General features: G+C 67.8%; 11 protein-coding genes. 6 read left to right on the forward strand and 5 right to left on the reverse strand.

Annotated elements, in window-relative coordinates; all coding sequences use genetic code 11:
- Positions 1-584: 584 nt before the first annotated feature.
- A complete protein-coding gene (locus tag J2Y49_RS19420; protein ID WP_310116530.1) occupies positions 585-2,282 on the forward strand; it encodes a monovalent cation:proton antiporter-2 (CPA2) family protein in 1,698 nt (565 codons plus the stop codon).
- 3 nt (positions 2,283-2,285) lie between these two features.
- Here J2Y49_RS19420 and J2Y49_RS19425 read toward each other — a convergent pair whose 3' ends face one another.
- From J2Y49_RS19425 to J2Y49_RS19440, 4 genes are read right to left on the reverse strand one after another with little or no spacing between them, the layout of a single operon-like run.
- Complete coding sequence (locus J2Y49_RS19425) at positions 2,286-3,323, reverse strand: TOBE-like domain-containing protein (protein WP_310116531.1); 1,038 nt, start codon at positions 3,321-3,323, stop codon at positions 2,286-2,288.
- A gap of 31 nt (positions 3,324-3,354) precedes the next feature.
- Entirely contained in the window at positions 3,355-4,254 is a 900-nt protein-coding gene (cysW, locus tag J2Y49_RS19430; protein WP_409017875.1) for a sulfate ABC transporter permease subunit CysW, read from the reverse strand.
- On the reverse strand, positions 4,244-5,146 hold the full coding sequence (gene cysT / locus J2Y49_RS19435) for a sulfate ABC transporter permease subunit CysT (RefSeq protein WP_310116532.1): 903 nt from the start codon (positions 5,144-5,146) through the stop codon (positions 4,244-4,246). Before cysT ends, cysW begins: the two co-directional genes overlap by 11 nt.
- A gap of 3 nt (positions 5,147-5,149) precedes the next feature.
- Positions 5,150-6,157, reverse strand: coding sequence for a sulfate ABC transporter substrate-binding protein (locus tag J2Y49_RS19440; protein WP_310116534.1), 1,008 nt, complete (start codon positions 6,155-6,157; stop codon positions 5,150-5,152).
- A gap of 313 nt (positions 6,158-6,470) precedes the next feature.
- On the opposite strand from J2Y49_RS19440, the gene J2Y49_RS19445 reads away from it, so the two are divergent.
- Together J2Y49_RS19445 and J2Y49_RS19450 are read left to right on the forward strand one after the other, a co-directional pair.
- Entirely contained in the window at positions 6,471-6,611 is a 141-nt protein-coding gene (locus J2Y49_RS19445) for a hypothetical protein (RefSeq protein WP_188092503.1), read from the forward strand.
- Positions 6,612-6,634: 23 nt separating this feature from the next.
- Positions 6,635-8,395: a hypothetical protein gene (locus J2Y49_RS19450; RefSeq protein WP_310116536.1), complete on the forward strand. Its 1,761-nt coding sequence runs from the start codon at positions 6,635-6,637 to the stop codon at positions 8,393-8,395.
- On the opposite strand, the gene J2Y49_RS19455 is transcribed toward J2Y49_RS19450, so the two are convergent.
- A complete protein-coding gene (locus J2Y49_RS19455; protein WP_310116537.1) occupies positions 8,392-11,685 on the reverse strand; it encodes a PAS domain S-box protein in 3,294 nt (1,097 codons plus the stop codon). The two genes, J2Y49_RS19450 and J2Y49_RS19455, sit on opposite strands and share 4 nt — an antisense overlap.
- Before the next feature lie 448 nt (positions 11,686-12,133).
- Between J2Y49_RS19455 and J2Y49_RS19460 the strand changes: the two genes are divergently transcribed.
- The 3 genes from J2Y49_RS19460 (at position 12,134) to pyk (ending at position 15,775) form a co-directional block, all read left to right on the forward strand.
- Complete coding sequence (locus J2Y49_RS19460; protein ID WP_310116538.1) at positions 12,134-12,796, forward strand: HAD hydrolase-like protein; 663 nt, start codon at positions 12,134-12,136, stop codon at positions 12,794-12,796.
- Positions 12,797-13,124: 328 nt separating this feature from the next.
- Complete coding sequence (locus tag J2Y49_RS19465) at positions 13,125-14,204, forward strand: aldose epimerase family protein (RefSeq protein WP_310116539.1); 1,080 nt, start codon at positions 13,125-13,127, stop codon at positions 14,202-14,204.
- Positions 14,205-14,275: 71 nt separating this feature from the next.
- Positions 14,276-15,775 (forward strand): pyruvate kinase, encoded by a 1,500-nt coding sequence (gene pyk, locus J2Y49_RS19470; RefSeq protein ID WP_310116540.1) that lies wholly within the window; start codon positions 14,276-14,278, stop codon positions 15,773-15,775.
- The last annotated feature ends 319 nt before the right edge of the window (positions 15,776-16,094 follow it).

Below are 16,094 nucleotides of genomic sequence, written 5' to 3' on the forward strand. Positions count from 1 at the left end.
GCACAGACGATCCTCAATGTGCCGATCCCCATCAGGAACCCCGCACCCCAAGGCCGCAACGGCTACCAACTGCCGCCGCCTGCGCATCCCTTCTCGACTTCACGATCTACAATGTCCAAGATCCATCCCGATCACGATGCGACATCGACCGGTGAACCGGATCGACGAGCTATCAATTTCAGATCGGGGAAGCGCAAACCGACCGGTTCGCGCTGGCAGGCATCTTTTCTAGCTCTCTCGGCCGATCGGGTCAAGCCCTTTTTTCGGCCTCTCCACCGAAGCGTCGGCGGAGCACTGAGCGGAAACGACCTTGCCCCCAATCAATCGGGGTCTCGACCATCGCCACATCCCTGTCCGGGTGCCGCCGTCAGCCGAGGAGCGGCTATATACGCAGGCCGATCCGGATCGTCCAGGGCAAAATTCACCACGTCACGATTTTGCCCTACCCCGCCTGTCCGGCTTCCGCTTCCGAATGGGAACGGGGAGGAGCAGAGCTTCTTCGTCGGGTGACCTGCGGGATGCACTTGCGGGATTGGCCTCCGCAAGACCATACAGTTGCGCCCCTGCCCCATCGCGATCCGGTCATGCACGATTTCACCCTCCTCCTGGACGTCCTGTTCCTGCTTCTGGCGGCGATCCTGGTGGTGCCGCTGTTCCAGGTTCTGCGCATCCCGGCGGTGCTGGGCTATCTGGTCGCCGGCGCCATGCTCGGCCCGCACACCCCCGGTCCGGTGGTCGATCTGGCGGTGCCCCAGGTGCTGTCGGAATTCGGCGTCGTGTTCCTGCTGTTCGCGATCGGGCTTGAATTGCCGGTCTCGCGCCTGCGGGCGATGCGGCATTACATCTTCGGCCTGGGACTGATGCAGGTCGGTCTGACCAGCGCCGCCATCGGCCTCGTCGCATGGTGGCTCGGCCTGACACCGGAGGCGGCGCTGATCGTCGGCGGCATGCTGGCTTTTTCCTCCACCGCCACGGTGCTGAAGCTGCTGGTCGAGCGTGGGGAGACGGTCGCCCGCTTCGGCCGCATTTCGGTCGCCGTCCTGATCTTCCAGGATCTGGCGGTGGTGCCGCTCCTGACCCTGCTGCCGCTGCTTGCGGACTCCAATGCCAGCATCCCGCTCGCCCTGGCCCTTGCCACGGGCAAGGCGGTGGCGGCCATCGTCGTCATCATGCTGCTCGGCCGCTTCGTCGTCCGCCCGGCCTATCGCTTCATCGCGTCGGCCGGCAATCCGGAGCTGTTCACCGCCACGAACCTGTTCGTGGTGCTGGCGGTCGGCTGGCTGACGGCGGAGGCCGGCATGTCGATGGCGTTGGGCGCCTTCCTGGCCGGCATGCTGCTGGCCGACACCGCCTATCGCCATCAGGTGGAAGCCGACATCGAGCCCTTCCGGGGCCTGCTGCTCGGCCTGTTCTTCATGACGGTGGGCATGTCGCTGGATCTGCCGGCGATGATGACAGAGGCGCAGACCATCGCCGCGATCACCGTCGCACTGCTGGTCGGCAAGAGCCTGTTGCTGTTTCTGCTCTGCCGTCTGTCGGGGTTGGGGCTGGCGACGTCGCTGCGGATCGGATTACTCCTGTCGCAGGGCGGCGAGTTTGCCTTCGTGCTGATCGGCAAGGCGGTCGGGCTTTCGGTGCTGGACGGTCACACCGGCCTGCTGCTGTCCTCTTCGGTCGCGCTGAGCATGGCGGTGACCCCGGCGATCGGCGCGTTGGCCCAGCGCCTTGCCCAGTTCATCGAGGCCCGGATGGGGGCAGAGGCCTTCGGCATCGAGACCAGCGACTTGAAAAGCCATGTGCTGATCTGCGGCTACGGCCGCGTCGGCAAGGCGGTCGCCAAGCTGCTGACCGAGCACAACATCGCCTATGTGGCGCTGGACCTGGAGCCGCAGCGCATCGCCGCGGCGCGCCATGACGGGCTGCCGGTCTATTACGGCGACGCCAGCCAGGGGAGCGTGCTGCGCGCCGCCGGGATCGAGCGCGCACGCGCCGCCGTGATCACACTGAACCGGCCGGACGCTGCCCACCGTGCGGTGGAAGCGATCCACGCCACGGCTCCGTCTCTGCCGATCATCGCCCGCGCCCACGACCTGGGGCAAAGCGCCGCCCTGGCCGGGGCGGGAGCGACCGCCATCGTGCCGGAAACCATGGAGGCCAGCCTGCAGCTCGCCGGCCTCGTGCTGCGCAGCGCCGGGGTCGAGACCGCCGCGGTCGACCTCAGCCTGAAGGCCTACCGCGAGGGCAACTACCGGGCGCTGGCCGAGCAGAAGAACGCGGACTGAGCCTTAGCGGGCGAAGACCCGCGCCCGGTCGATGTGGACGGCGCAGCGGTCGCCGGCGACGATGCCGAGCGTGGTGAGCCGCTCGCGGTCCATCTCGGCCTCCAGCGCCAGACCGGCGAGGTCGATCTCGATCCGCGCGTCGGGACCGACGACATGGATGCCGGAGATGCGCCCCGGACCGGCCGTGGCCGGGGTGACGCCGAGGTCGTGTGGGCGGACATAGGCCACCGCCGGTCCCTGCACGCCGCCTTCGGTCGGAATCGTCAGGGCGCCGCCGCCGACATGGGCGACGCCGCCTTCCACCGTGCAGTCGAAGCGGTTCACCTGCCCGAGGAACTCGTAGACGAAGGCCGAAGCGGGGTGATCGTAGACCTCCGCCGGGGTGCCGATCTGCTCGATCCGGCCCTGGTTCATCACCACCACGCGGTCGGCCAGTTCCAGCGCCTCTTCCTGGTCGTGGGTGACGAAGACGGAGGTGATGTGGATGTCGTCGTGCAGCTTGCGCAGCCAGCGCCGCAGTTCCTTGCGGACCTTGGCGTCGAGCGCGCCGAAGGGCTCGTCCAGCAGCAGCACCTTCGGCTCGATGGCGAGCGCGCGGGCGAGCGCCACGCGCTGGCGCTGGCCGCCCGACAGCTGCGCCGGATAGCGACCGGCGAAGGGCGACAGCTGCACCAACTCCAGCAGTTCGGTCACGCGCTGGCGGATCTGGGCGCTGCCCAGGCGCTGGCCGCGCGGCCGCACCTTCAGCCCGAAGGCGACGTTTTCGAACACGGTCATGTGCCGGAACAGGGCGTAATGCTGGAAGACGAAGCCGACCTGCCGGTCGCGCGGCTTCAGCCCCAGCGCCTCTTCCCCGTTCAGCAGAAGGCCGCCCGCATCGGGGCTTTCCAGCCCTGCCATGATGCGCAGAAGCGTGGTCTTGCCCGAGCCGGAGGGGCCGAGCAGGGCCAGAAGCTCGCCCGACTTCACCTCCAGATCGATTGAATCCAGTGCGGTGAAATCGTTGAAGCGCTTGGTGATGCCTGAAACCTGGATCGCCATGGGTCGCGTATTCCTCTCCAGAGTCCGGCGATCAGTGCCGGGCCGCCGCCAGCTCGTCCCCGAATCGCCACTCCAGCGCGGTCTTCACGACCAGCGTGACCAGGGCCAGCATGGCCAGGAGCGAGGCGACCGCGAAGGCGGCGACGAAATTGTATTCGTTGTAGAGAATCTCGACATGCAGCGGCATCGTGTTGGTCTCGCCCCGGATATGGCCGGAGACGACCGACACCGCGCCGAACTCGCCCATCGCGCGGGCGTTGCAGAGCAGAACGCCATAGAGCAGCGCCCACTTGATGTTGGGCAACGTGACCCGCCGGAAGGTCTGCCAGCCGGACGCACCCAGCACCAGCGCCGCTTCCTCCTCGTCGGAGCCCTGTTCCTGCATCAGAGGGATCAGTTCGCGCGCCACGAAGGGGAAGGTGACGAAGATTGTGGCGAGCACCAGCCCAGGCACCGCGAAGATGATCTGGACGCCCATGTCGCGCAGATAGGTGCCGAACAGGCCGTTCATCCCGAACAGCAGCACATAGATCAGGCCCGAGATCACCGGCGAGACGGAGAAAGGCAGGTCGATCAGCGTGATCAGCAGGTTCTTGCCGCGGAAGTCGAACTTGGCGACGCACCAGGATGCGGCGACGCCGAACACCAGGTTTGCCGGCACCGAGATGGCGGCGACGATCAGCGTCAGCTTGATCGCGGCGACCGCATCCGGTTCGATCAGCGCCGTCCAATAGGCGTCGACCCCGCGGCGCAGCGCCTCCACGAACACCGCGACCAGAGGCAGCAGCAGGAACAGCGCCAGGAACAGCAGGGCTCCCCCGATCAGCACGGCGCGGACCCAGGCGGGCTCGGTCAGGGCCGATTGGGCGGGCGGCACCGGGATGGAGGCCGGCACGGAAATGCCGGGGCCGGCGGGCATGTCAGCGGGCATGGCGCGACCTCATCCACTGCTGCAGAAGGTTGAGGATCAGGAGCATGAGGAAGGAGACACCCAGCATGGCCGTGCCGACCGCGGCGGCGCCGGCATAGTCGTACTGCTCCAGCTTGATGACGATCAGCAGGGGGACAATCTCGGTCAGGCCGGGCATGTTGCCGGCGATGAAGATGACCGAGCCGTATTCACCGACGCCGCGGGCGAAGGACAGGGCGAAGCCGGTCACCAGCGCCGGCAGGACCGCCGGCAGGATCACGCTGCGGAAGGTCTGGAAGCGCGAGGCGCCGAGGGAGGCCGCCGCTTCCTCCTCCTCCGCCGGCAGGTCCTGCAGGATCGGCTGGACGGTGCGGACGACGAAGGGAAGGCCGATGAAAATCAACGCGATGGCGATGCCCAGCGGCGTGAAGGCGACCTTCAGGCCGAACAGATCGTTCAGCGGCTTGCCCAGCCAGCCGTTCGGTGCATAGAGCGCGCTGAGCGCGATGCCCGCCACCGCGGTCGGCAGGGCGAAGGGAAGATCGACCAGCGCGTCGACCAGCCGCTTGCCGGGGAAGTCGTAGCGCACCAGCACCCAGGCCACCAGGAAGCCGAACACCGCGTTGGTCAGCGCCGCGGCGAAGGAGAGGCCGAAACTGACCTCGAACGCGGCGATCACACGGGGCGTGGTCACCGCCGACCAGAAGCCGCCCCAGCCGAGGCTGCTGGACCGGACGATCAGTGCGGCCAGCGGAACCAGCACGATGAGGCTGAGATAGGTGAGCGTGAAGCCCAGCGTCAGCCCGAAACCCGGAATGACGCTGGGTTTCCGGAAGAGGGGAACGGGGGCGCGGACCGTCACCGCGCCCCCCTTTCCCGCCAGAGCGCCGTCGCTGTCGGCAGCGGCGACCATGGGTCAGCGCCCCTTCTGGAAGATCTGGTCGAAGACACCACCGTCGGAGAAATGCTTCTCTTGCGCGGCACGCCAGCCCCCGAATTGGTCGATCGTGACCAGCTTAACATCCGCAAAGCGTCCCGCATACTGGCTCACCAGCTCCGGAAGACGCGGACGGTAATAGTTCTTCGCCGCGATCTCCTGCCCTTCACGGGTGTAGAGGAATTGCAGGTATGCCTCGGCCACCTTGCGGGTTCCCTTGCGGTCGACGACCTTGTCGACGACGGCGACCGGCGGTTCGGCCAGGATCGACAGGCTGGGCACCACGATCTCGAACTTGTCGGCGCCGAATTCCTGCAGCGACAGGTAGGCCTCGTTTTCCCAGGCCAGCAGGACGTCACCGATCTCGCGCTGGGTGAAGGTCACGGTTGAACCGCGGGCGCCGCTGTCCAGAACCGGAACGTTCTTCAGCAGCTGCGACACGAACTCCTTGGCCTTGGTCTCGTCGCCGCCGTTGGCCTGCAGGGCATAGGCCCAGGCCGCCAGATAGTTCCAGCGGGCGCCGCCGGAGGTCTTCGGGTTCGGGGTGATGACCTGGACGCCCGGCTTCACCAGATCGTTCCAGTCCTTGATTCCCTTCGGGTTTCCCTTCTTCACCAGGAACACGATGGTCGAGGTGTAGGGGGCGCTGTTGTTCGGCAGGCGGCTCTGCCAATCCTTCGGCAGCAGTCCGGCATCGGCGACGGCGTCGATGTCATAGCCCAGCGCCAGCGTCACGATGTCGGCGTCCAGGCCGTCGATGACGGACCGCGCCTGCTTGCCGGAGCCGCCATGCGACTGGCGCACGGTCAGGGCGCGGCCGGTTTCCGCCTGCCACTTCTTGGCAAACGCCTTGTTGAACTCGACATAGAATTCCCGCGTGGGATCGTAGGAAACGTTCAGCAGCGTGTCCTTGGAATCGGCGGCTGCAACACCCAGCCAAGCCAACGTCAGGCCGGCGGCGAGAAGGGTCAGGCGGCGAAGCGACATGGCAGGGATCTCCTTGGGTAGCTCCTGAATTGCACGAACTTCTTTCGTGGTATCCGTGCCGTCTTTTCTATTTCATATGTAGAGTTTGCCCATCGGTTGCGCGCTTGGGAAGTGGTTTTTTCGCATCCACCCACGAGAAAAACGCCAATTCCACTCAATCCATTGGCGTTAAAGCGGAAAGCTCCTCCGGCAACCTCGTTCGGCGCACCCTGGCGGAACCTGCACCGGATGGGGAACCGCATCCGGAACCGGCAACTTTGCCGGCCTCGGCCTGTTGAATAGCGACAGATCGACGAATTCAGGAGCACACACGATGGCTGGCAATTTCCGGAAAGTAGGCACTGAACTTCCGAAGGCCGGCACCTCGCGAGGATTGGGCCGTCCTGCCATGTGGACAATTCTGGGCATCCTCGCGGTCATGGCCCTGCTGCTGCTGTTCTTCCCGACTTGGTGACGGGGGCCGGCGGGGAGTAAGCCATGCTGGTCTACGGCGACCGGGACACCTGCGAGGATCCCCGCCGCACCATCGCACGGCTGAAACAAGGGCTTGCCGGTGCCGACCGGCTCCCCCCAGGAGCGGAGCGGCACGGCGCCTTGGTAACGCTGTTCATCGAAGCGGCGGAACTGGCGCAGGGTCTTGCCGACTCGGAATTCCACAGTGTCGGCGAGGATGATTGCACGCCGTTGCAGGAGGCGACCATGGCGGTCGTCATGGACCTCGCACAACGGGTCGCCGGGTCCTGGCGTCCGGTGGAGCGGCAGAAGTCTGCGGTCCCGCTCGATCCGTACTCTCTGGAGAGCTTGGTTGCTTTCCCCCTGCCGGACCTGATCCGCATGCGGCGGGCCGAGGGCTATGCCTTCTACAGCCTTTATCCCGAAGCCTGTCTCGAAGCCGCGTCGAGATTGCCAACGCGGTTCGCCAACGCCCCGGTGGTGATCGGGCTGCGCAGCATCGGCACCGGGCTGGCGGCCCTGGCGGCAGTGGCGCTGCAGTCTCGTCCACCGATAACGCTGCGCCCGGTGGGGCATCCGTTCCGGCGGGAACTGCGGATTTCGAACCGCCTCCGTGCCAGGATGCTGGCTGATCCCGGCGCCGCTTACGTCATCGTCGACGAAGGGCCGGGCCTGTCCGGCAGTTCGTTCGGCGCGGTGGCCGACTGGCTGGAATCGCAGGGGGTTGGTGCAGACCGGATCGCCTTCCTGCCCGGCCATGGCGGAGACCTCGGACCCCAGGCATCCGAGCCGCACCGCCGGCGCTGGGCCGCCGCAGCGCGCCCGGTGGTCGATTTCGATTCGCTGTTCCGGTCGGGCGAGGGGCCGTTCCCGCCGCTGGAGCGCTGGTTCGAGGATTTGCTCGGCCAGGCCTTGGCGCCCCTGGAAGACCTGTCGGGCGGGGCGTGGCGGCGGTTGCACGATTCCACAGGCGCCTTGCCGACCAATCCGCAGCAGGAACGCCGGAAATTCCTTCTGCGCACCAGTAGCGGTCCCTGGCTGCTGAAGTTCGCCGGCCTGGGCCGTGCCGGGAAGGAACTGCTCGAACGCGCCCGCGCGCTCCATGCCGCGGGCTTCACCGCCGAACCGGCGGGTTTGCGCCATGGCTTCCTCGCCGAACGCTGGCTGGAGGGCGCCCGCCCGCTGGCCAGCCCACTGACCGACATCACGCCGGATGCCGTGGACCGCCTCGCTGACTACCTCGGCTTCCGCGCCCGGCATCTGCCGGCCCCTCAGGACTCCGGCGCCGCCCTGCCCGACCTGCTGGCGATGGCCCGCACCAACGTCGCGGAGGCGCTGGGCAAGGATGCCGCCGCAGCGCTGGACATCTGGACGCCGGAACGACTGGCGGAGTTGGAGACTGCCGTATGCCGGGTGGTAACCGACAGCCGGCTGCATCGCTGGGAATGGCTGCGGCTGCCGGACGGGCGCCTGATGAAGACCGATGCGCTGGACCATGCCGCCGCCCACGACCTGATCGGTTGCCAGGATATCGCCTGGGACGTGGCCGGCGGCGTCGTGGAATTCGACCTGTCCGAGGCGCAGGCCCGCGCCCTGTGCCGTGCGGTGGACGCGGCAGCGGGGCTGGACCGGCGGCTGCTGGAATTCCTCCTGCCCTGCTACATCGCCTTCCAGATCGGCTACTGGACCTTCGCCATGGACAGCGACCCATCCGCCGCCGCGGAGCGCCGGCGCTATGAGGAGCAATGGCACCGGCGGATCGGAGATGGCGGTCGGACCGGCTAGGCCATTTCAGCCGACGGAGTCGCTCCGGCCAGCGCCTCGTCCAGGGCTTGCAGCAGGCCGTCGATGCGGTAGGGCTTCGGCAGCACCCGGATGCTCTCGGTCCGCGCCACGTCCTCGCTGTAGCCGGTCGTCAGCACAACCGGCAGGCCGGGACGCAGGGCGATCGCCTCGCGGCAGAGGTCGATGCCGCTCAGCCGGCCGGGCATCACGACATCGGAGAACAGCAGGTCGATGCGCTCCCCGCCGGCCAGCATCGGCAGCGCCTCGTCCGCGGTGGTGGCGCGCAGCACGATCCAGCCGGCATCCTCCAGCGCCGCCGAAACGGAGGAGGCGACGACCGGATCATCCTCCACCATCAGCACGCGGGCGGCTTCCCGGCGCCGGATCGCGATGCGGGCCGGCGGGGCGGCCACCCGCGGCGCCTGGGCGGAGGCACGCAGAAGAAGCGTGACGGTGGCGCCCTGCCCCGGCCGGCTGTCGATCCAGACGGTGCCGCCCGCCTGCCGGGCCAAGCCATAGACCTGCGCCAGCCCGAGCCCGGAGCCCTTGCCGACCTCCTTGGTGGTGAAGAAGGGGTCGAAGGCCTTGGCGATCACCTCCGGCGGCATGCCGGTCCCGGTGTCGCTGACCGACAGGCGCACGAACTCGCCCTCCAGGCCGGTGGGATCGCCGGGTTCGAGCGTCGCGTTTTCCGCCGCGATGGTCAGGCTGCCGCCCTGGGGCATCGCGTCGCGCGCGTTCACCGCCATGTTGATCAGCGCCAGTTCGAACTGGGTCGGGTCGACCTCGATCGGGCGAAGCTCGGGGGCGAAGCGGGTTTCCACCCGGATGTCGGCGCGTAGCGCGCGTTCCAGCAGGCCGGCCATGCCCAGAACCCGGTCGCGCAGGTCGATGGGCTCCGGGCGCAGGCTGTCGCGGCGGGCGAAGCCCATCAACTGCTGGACCAGCTTGCTGCCGCGGTCCACCGCCTGCATCCCCGCCTCCAGCAGCGGCGCCACGCGCGGCTCAGCTGTGCGGCGGCCGATCATGGTCAGGCAGCTGCTGAGCGCCTGGAGCAGGTTGTTGAAGTCATGCGCGACCCCGCCGGTCAATTGGCCGACCGCCTCCATCTTCTGCGCCTGCCGCAGCTGTTCCTCGGCCCGGCGCAGGGCGGCCTCCGACTCCTTGCGCGCGGTCACGTCGCGGCCCACCGCGTGGATGAAGCGGTCGTCGGGAACCGCGGTCCAGGAAATCCAGCGGTAGGATCCGTCCCGGTGGCGATAGCGGTTCTCGAACCGCATGGTGGTCAGGCCCGATTCCAGCCGGCCCGTCTCGGCCCCCGTCGCCTCCCGGTCCTCGGGGTGGACGTAATCGAGGAAGACCGTTCCCAGCAATTCCCGCTCCTGCCAGCCCAGCAGGGCGGTCCAGGCCGGGTTGACGGCGGTGATGGTCCCGTCGAAGCGCGCGACCAGCATGATGTCGGTCGACAGCCGCCACATGCGGTCGCGGTCGGCGGTGCGTTCGGCCACGCGCTGTTCCAGCGTCGCGTTCAGTTCGCGCAGGGCCTCCTCGGCACGCTTGCGGTCGGTGATGTCGTAACAGGCGCCGAGCACCCGCGTCACGCCCCCTTCCCCCTGCGGCCCGGCATGAGTGATCGCCTGCGCGCGCCGGGCGATCCAGCGCACCTCACCACTGCCGGGACCACTGCCGGGCCGGAGGATGCGGTATTCGACATAGCCCAATCCCTCCGCCGGCAAGCGGCCGGGCTGAAGGGTCGGCAGGGATGGCCGGTCCGCCGGATGGATCAGGGTGACCAGTTCCTCCAGGGGAACCAGAGGCCGCGGTTCGACACCCCAAAGCCGGCAGAATTCCGGCGACACCGCCAGCATCCCGTCCTCGCGCAGTTCGAAGGTGCCGACGCCGCCGGCATCCTGCGCGATGCGCAGCCGCTGCTCGCTTTCGCGCAACGCGTCCTCGGTGCGCTTCATCCCGGTCACGTCGTTGCCCTGGACGAACATGCCCGTGACTTGGCCCTGGTCATCCCGGATGGGCTGGAACACGAAGGTGACGAAGCGGTCCTCCAGCGGCGCGCCGGGCCGCCGCGCCAGCTTCGCGCGCATCCCTTCGCCGACGAACGGTTCGCCGGTGGCATAGACATGGTCGGCCAGTTCGAAGAAGCCCTGCCCGACCACTTCCGGCAGAGCCTGCCGCGCCGGCTTTCCGATGATGTCGCGGCGGCCGATCAGGTCGAAATAGGCGTCGTTCGCAATCTCAAAGACATGGTCGGGACCGCGCCAGACATACATGAACCCCGGCGCCTGCCGGAACAGGGCGCGGAAGCGCTCCCCTTCCGCCCGAAGCTGGCGGTTGGCGCGGCGCAGCTCGGATTCGGCCTGCACGCGCTCCACCGCCGACCAGGTCCGTTCGGCCACCTCCCCGACCAGTTCGACCTCATCGTCGCGCCACCGCCGCGGGGTCCGGTTGTGCACATAGAGCGCGGCGACCATCCGCCCCTGCTTCACCAGGCTGGCGGTGATGACGGCGGCGAATTCCAGGGCGTCGAAGGCCGCCCGCAGGTCCGGCGCCGCCGTGCGTGGATCGCGGGTGGCGTCGTGGATGACCAGCGTCTCCCCCTTGCGCAACGCCGACAGAACGGGCTTCCCGAAGCCCATCAGGTCATGCGTGCCGATGTGGGACTGCACCGTTCCGTCGGTCCAGTTGCGTTCGGTGGTGAAGAAGCGCTCGCCGTCGTCCATCCGGCCATAGCCGACGCGGCTGGCGCCGAGATGCCGCCCGATCGCCTCCGCCGCCGCGACCACCACGTCGAGCGGGTCCGACAGCTCCCGCAGACGGTGTTCCAGCTCGACATGGAAAGCCATGCGCCGCTCGGCCAGCACCGCCGCCGTCGTCTCGGTCACGATGCAGAGGAATCCGCCGACGGCGCCATCCATGGCCATGATCGGCGTATAGGAAAATGTGAAGTAGGCGTCCTCCTGATAACCGTTCCGCTCCAGCGGCACCGTCCAGTTCTCGTGCCTCAGGGCTTCGCCGCCCAAGACCTGACGGACGAAGCCCTGCACCTGCGACCAGGCGTCCGGCCATACCTGCGCCATCGGCCGTGCAAGCGCATCGGGATGCCGCGCACCGAGAATCTCGACATAGGCGTCGTTGTAGAGAAAGGTGACCTCCGCCCCCCAGCCGATGAACATCGCCTGCCGGGAATGCAGCATCAACCCGGCCGCGGCACGCAGTTCCGGCGGCCAGCCGGCAGGCGGGCCGAGAGGCGTCGCATCCCAGTCATGGCTGCGCATGAGCCCGCTCACCTCGCCCACGCCGGTCGGGAAGGCGGGCGGCACGGCAATGTCGGATGACGGTCTCACCGGCGAGGCCCGGCGTTGGCGGAGTTCGGGCAGCCTTGGGCGTCCATCACAAGCAAGCGAATGGTCAGAGTCGAAGCAATCCCTTATCACACGCCGGTAGGGTGACGAGGTAGCTGTCCAATCGTCAGCCCCGTTCGGGGTAGCACCTGTGTCGAAGGGGCAAGCGCCGTCGAACGGGCTTTGCACGGCAAAGCCATACTAATATATTGCAACCGGTGCCGCACGCTGGCCCCATCGGCCGCCTCGGGCGGCCGACACAGGGACAGCTTTCGGATGCTCCTCTCGGAATTGAGGCCCGCCGTGCTATTTTGGCCGGCGGCTTCCTTTTCCGTCCTGCGGACGCTCCCCCCTTATCAAGACCTGCAAACGGGACCTGGACATGACCTTGCCCTGCCAAGCGGTCCTGTTCGATTTCGACGGTGTGATCGTCGAATCGAACGCGATCAAGCTTGAAGCCTTCCTCAGCCTGTACCGCGGGCACGGCCCGGAGGTGGACCGGGCGATCGCCGATTTCTACCACCGCAACGGCGGGCTGCCGCGGGGGCAGATGCTCCACCACTTCGACCAAGTGCTGCTGGGCCTGCCGCGAAACGAGGAACGGATCGAGGACATGGTCCGGCGCGTCGGCGGGATGGTGGAAGACGCCGTCACCGCCTGCGAGGAGATCCCCGGCGCGCTCGACTTCATCCGCCGCCATGCCAACCGGCATCCGCTGTTCATCGCCTCCGGCACGCCGGAGACGGAGTTGCAGCGGATCGTGGAGCGCCGCGGCTGGACGCCGCTGTTCGCCGAGGTCGCCGGCAGCCCCCGCCACAAGACCATCGTCGTCGCCGACCTGATCGACCGCCACGGCATCGACACCAGCCGCAGCGTCTTCGTCGGCGACGCCCTGACCGACCTGGAGGCGGCGCAGTCCAACGGCCTGCCTTTCATCGGCGTCGTCCGCCCCGGCGCGGAGAACGTGTTCCCCGCCGGCACCCACATCGAACCCGACCTGACCGCGCTGGAAGGCGCCATCGCGACGGTGCTGGGACGGGCGTGAGCGCGCCGCCCACGATAAGGTGATGCGGAACGGCCGGCCCGAACACTGCGCCGGCCGGCCCGATCCCCCGCCGGAGGCCCGGCAATCTCGTGAAACTCTCCGTCCCGCCGCTTTCCCCTGCGGCAAACTGTCCGTTCGGGCCTGGAAACGCCGAAGCGGTTTGCCTTCGGTTCTAATATATTAGTATAATAATGCCACGATGCTTCCGGTGAGGCCCAAACCATGACCGCGGACCCATTGGAAACGGCACTGCTCCTGCGCGTGGTGATGATCCTGGGGCTGATGCTTCTCGGTTTTCTGTAACCTCTTCCACGGGGATGCCTGGACAATGGCGACCTACACCGACCTAAAGCGCGACGATTACCGCGCCACCATCGACGGCAAGCCGGTGGACCTGTTCACCCTGCGCAACGGCCGGGGCATGGTGGTGCGGATCACCAATTACGGCGCCAAGATCGAACAGATCCTGGTTCCGGACCGCGACGGCGTTCTGGGCGACGTCGTCCAGGGTTACGACACCATCGACGGCGCGACGGGCGGCCAGCCCTCCATGGGGTCCTTCATCGGGCGCTATTGCGGGCGCATCGACGGCGGCCGCTTCACGCTGGACGGCGTGGAGCATCAGGCGTCGGTGAACAGCCCGCCCAACACCGTGCATGGCGGCCAGCGCGGCTCCCGCTTCCGGGTCTTCGATGCCCGCCAGCTGGACGAAGCCAGCCTGGAACTGACCTACGTCTTCCAGGATGGCGAGGAGGGCTTCCCCGGGACCCTGCCGGTGCGGCTGGTCTATTCGCTCGGCGACGACAATGCCCTGACCATCGCCTGGACCGCTGTGGCGGCCGACAAGACCACCATCGCCAACTTCACCGACCACACCTTCTTCAACCTGTCGGGCGATCTCGGTTCCTCCATCCTCGACCATGTCGCCACCGTCCACGCCGGCCGCTATCTGGCGCTCAGCGACACCGCGGTGCCGACCGGCGAGGTGGTGGACGTCACCGGCACCCCGCTCGACTTCCGCAAGCCGGCGGCCTTCGGCGACCGCATCGACGCCGACGACCGCATGCTGGCGCTCGGCAAGGGCTATGACCTGCATTACGTGATCGACAAGCCGGCATCCGGCCCCGCGCCGGCGCTGCAGGCCCGCATCCTCCACCCCGGCAGCGGCCGGACGCTGGAGGTGCTGTCGACCGAATCCGGCCTTCAGCTCTACACCGGCAATTTCCTGGAGGGCAAAGCCCCCCGCGACATCGGCAAGGGCGGCACGCTCTACACCAGGCACAGCGCCTTCTGCGCCGAACCGTCGAAGTTCCCGAACGCCGTCAACATCCCCTCCTTCCCCTCGACCGTGCTGCGCCCCGGCCAATGGTACGCCGGGTCGATCGTCTACCGGTTCGGGGTGGCCTGAGGCGGCAACGCCGCCCGCCCCCCTTCCTGTCCCGCACGGCCACCATCTTCTCTTCGGAGCCTGTTACCCCCATGAGCACTGCCAAGCCGATCCGCCGTTACCGGCAGACGAAAATCGTCGCCACGCTGGGTCCGTCCTCCTCCTCGCCCGCGATGATCCGCCGCCTGTTCGAAACCGGCGTCGACGTCTTCCGCCTGAACTTCAGCCACGGCAGCCACGAGGACCATGGCGAGCGCGTCCGCGCCATCCGCGCGCTGGAGGAAGAGACCGGCCGCCCCGTCGCCATCATGGCCGACCTGCAGGGTCCGAAGCTGCGGCTGGGCCGCTTCGCCGACGGTCCGGTGACGCTCACCGCCGGCCAGTCCTTCTGCCTCGACCTGCTGTCGGAGCCGGGTGACGCCCGCCGGGTCGGCATGCCGCATCCGGAGATCTTCGCCGCCCTGGTGCCGGACGCCGAACTGCTGCTGGACGACGGCAAGGTGCGGCTGCGGGTGACCGCCTGCGGCGCCGACTTCGCCGAGACCGTGGTGGTTTCCGGCACGAAGCTGTCCGACCGCAAGGGCGTCAACGTCCCCGGCGTCGTGCTGCCGCTGTCGCCGCTGACCGCCAAGGACCGCGCCGACCTCGACTTCGCCCTCGACCAGGGAGTCGATTGGGTGGCGCTCAGCTTCGTCCAGCGTCCCGAGGACGTGGCCGAGGCGCGCAAGCTGATCGGCGGCCGCGCCGCCCTGCTGTCCAAGCTGGAGAAGCCGCAGGCGATCCAGCATCTCGACCGCATCGTCGAGATGTCGGACGGCGTCATGGTGGCCCGCGGCGACCTGGGCGTGGAAATGCCGCCGGAGGACGTGCCCTCGATCCAGAAGCGCATCGTCCATGCCGCCCGTCTGGCTGGCAAGCCGGTGATCGTCGCCACCCAGATGCTGGAATCGATGATCTCCGCCCCCGCCCCAACCCGTGCGGAGGCGTCCGACGTCGCCACCGCGGTGTTCGACGGCGCCGATGCTGTCATGCTGTCGGCGGAAACCGCATCGGGCGAATATCCGATCGAAGCGGTGTCGATCATGGACCGCATCGCCCGGCGGGTGGAAGGCGACACGCTCTATCGCAAGATGATGGACGCGCAGCACGCCGATCCGGAGCAGACCGCATCCGACGCCATCACCGCCGCGGCCCGTCAGGTCGCCCACACGATCAAGGCGGCGGCCATCGCGACCTACACCACCAGCGGCTCCACCACGCTGCGGGCGGCCCGCGAACGGCCGGAGGTGCCGATCCTCTGCATGACCGAAAAGGCCGCCATCGCCCGCCGCCTCGTGCTGGCCTACGGCGTCCACGCCGTGCTGACCGAGGACGTGCAGAACTTCTCCGACATGGTGCACAAGGCCGCCCGTCTGGCCTTCGTCCATGGGCTGGCCGAGGAAGGGCAGCGGCTGGTCATCACCGCCGGCGTTCCGTTCGGCATGCCGGGATCGACCAACATCCTGCGCATCGCCTGGGTCGAGGCGCCGAGCCGTCAGGACCGCGAGCGCGAAGCGCAGGCCCGCAAGCCGATGGAACTTACCGAGGCCTGATCGGCAGCCCGGCATAACCGCAGCTTCTGCCAACAGCCAGGCTTCCGTTTCGAAGAACCGGAAGCCTGGCGGAGCACGCAAGCGAATAACCGATCGGCCTTCAGGTCCCGCTTCCTCGACGAGGCGGAGGATCGATCCACTCCCATGCAATCCGCGACCGTCCGACAAATATCAGGGTTTCCCCCAATAGCATCGCGCCGGAATTTGCGGTGCCGCCGCAGAACATTCTTGAGACAACACCCTCGCTTCATCGGCGGCTACTGTCAGCCTGGATAGACAATTAACCTTTTCTTCGGTGCTTCACGAATAAGGATGAGCT

This window comes from Azospirillum sp. BE72 (assembly GCF_031455875.1).
Taxonomy (GTDB): Bacteria; Pseudomonadota; Alphaproteobacteria; order Azospirillales; family Azospirillaceae; genus Azospirillum.

Coding starts and splice junctions, on each gene's coding strand:
- J2Y49_RS19420 (WP_310116530.1), top strand. CDS start 585: ATGCACGATTTCACCCTCCTCCTGGACGTCCTGTTCCTGCTTCTGGCG.
- J2Y49_RS19425 (WP_310116531.1), bottom strand. CDS start 3,323: ATGGCGATCCAGGTTTCAGGCATCACCAAGCGCTTCAACGATTTCACC.
- cysW (WP_409017875.1), bottom strand. CDS start 4,254: ATGCCCGCTGACATGCCCGCCGGCCCCGGCATTTCCGTGCCGGCCTCC.
- cysT (WP_310116532.1), bottom strand. CDS start 5,146: ATGGTCGCCGCTGCCGACAGCGACGGCGCTCTGGCGGGAAAGGGGGGC.
- J2Y49_RS19440 (WP_310116534.1), bottom strand. CDS start 6,157: ATGTCGCTTCGCCGCCTGACCCTTCTCGCCGCCGGCCTGACGTTGGCT.
- J2Y49_RS19445 (WP_188092503.1), top strand. CDS start 6,471: ATGGCTGGCAATTTCCGGAAAGTAGGCACTGAACTTCCGAAGGCCGGC.
- J2Y49_RS19450 (WP_310116536.1), top strand. CDS start 6,635: ATGCTGGTCTACGGCGACCGGGACACCTGCGAGGATCCCCGCCGCACC.
- J2Y49_RS19455 (WP_310116537.1), bottom strand. CDS start 11,685: ATGCGCAGCCATGACTGGGATGCGACGCCTCTCGGCCCGCCTGCCGGC.
- J2Y49_RS19460 (WP_310116538.1), top strand. CDS start 12,134: ATGACCTTGCCCTGCCAAGCGGTCCTGTTCGATTTCGACGGTGTGATC.
- J2Y49_RS19465 (WP_310116539.1), top strand. CDS start 13,125: ATGGCGACCTACACCGACCTAAAGCGCGACGATTACCGCGCCACCATC.
- pyk (WP_310116540.1), top strand. CDS start 14,276: ATGAGCACTGCCAAGCCGATCCGCCGTTACCGGCAGACGAAAATCGTC.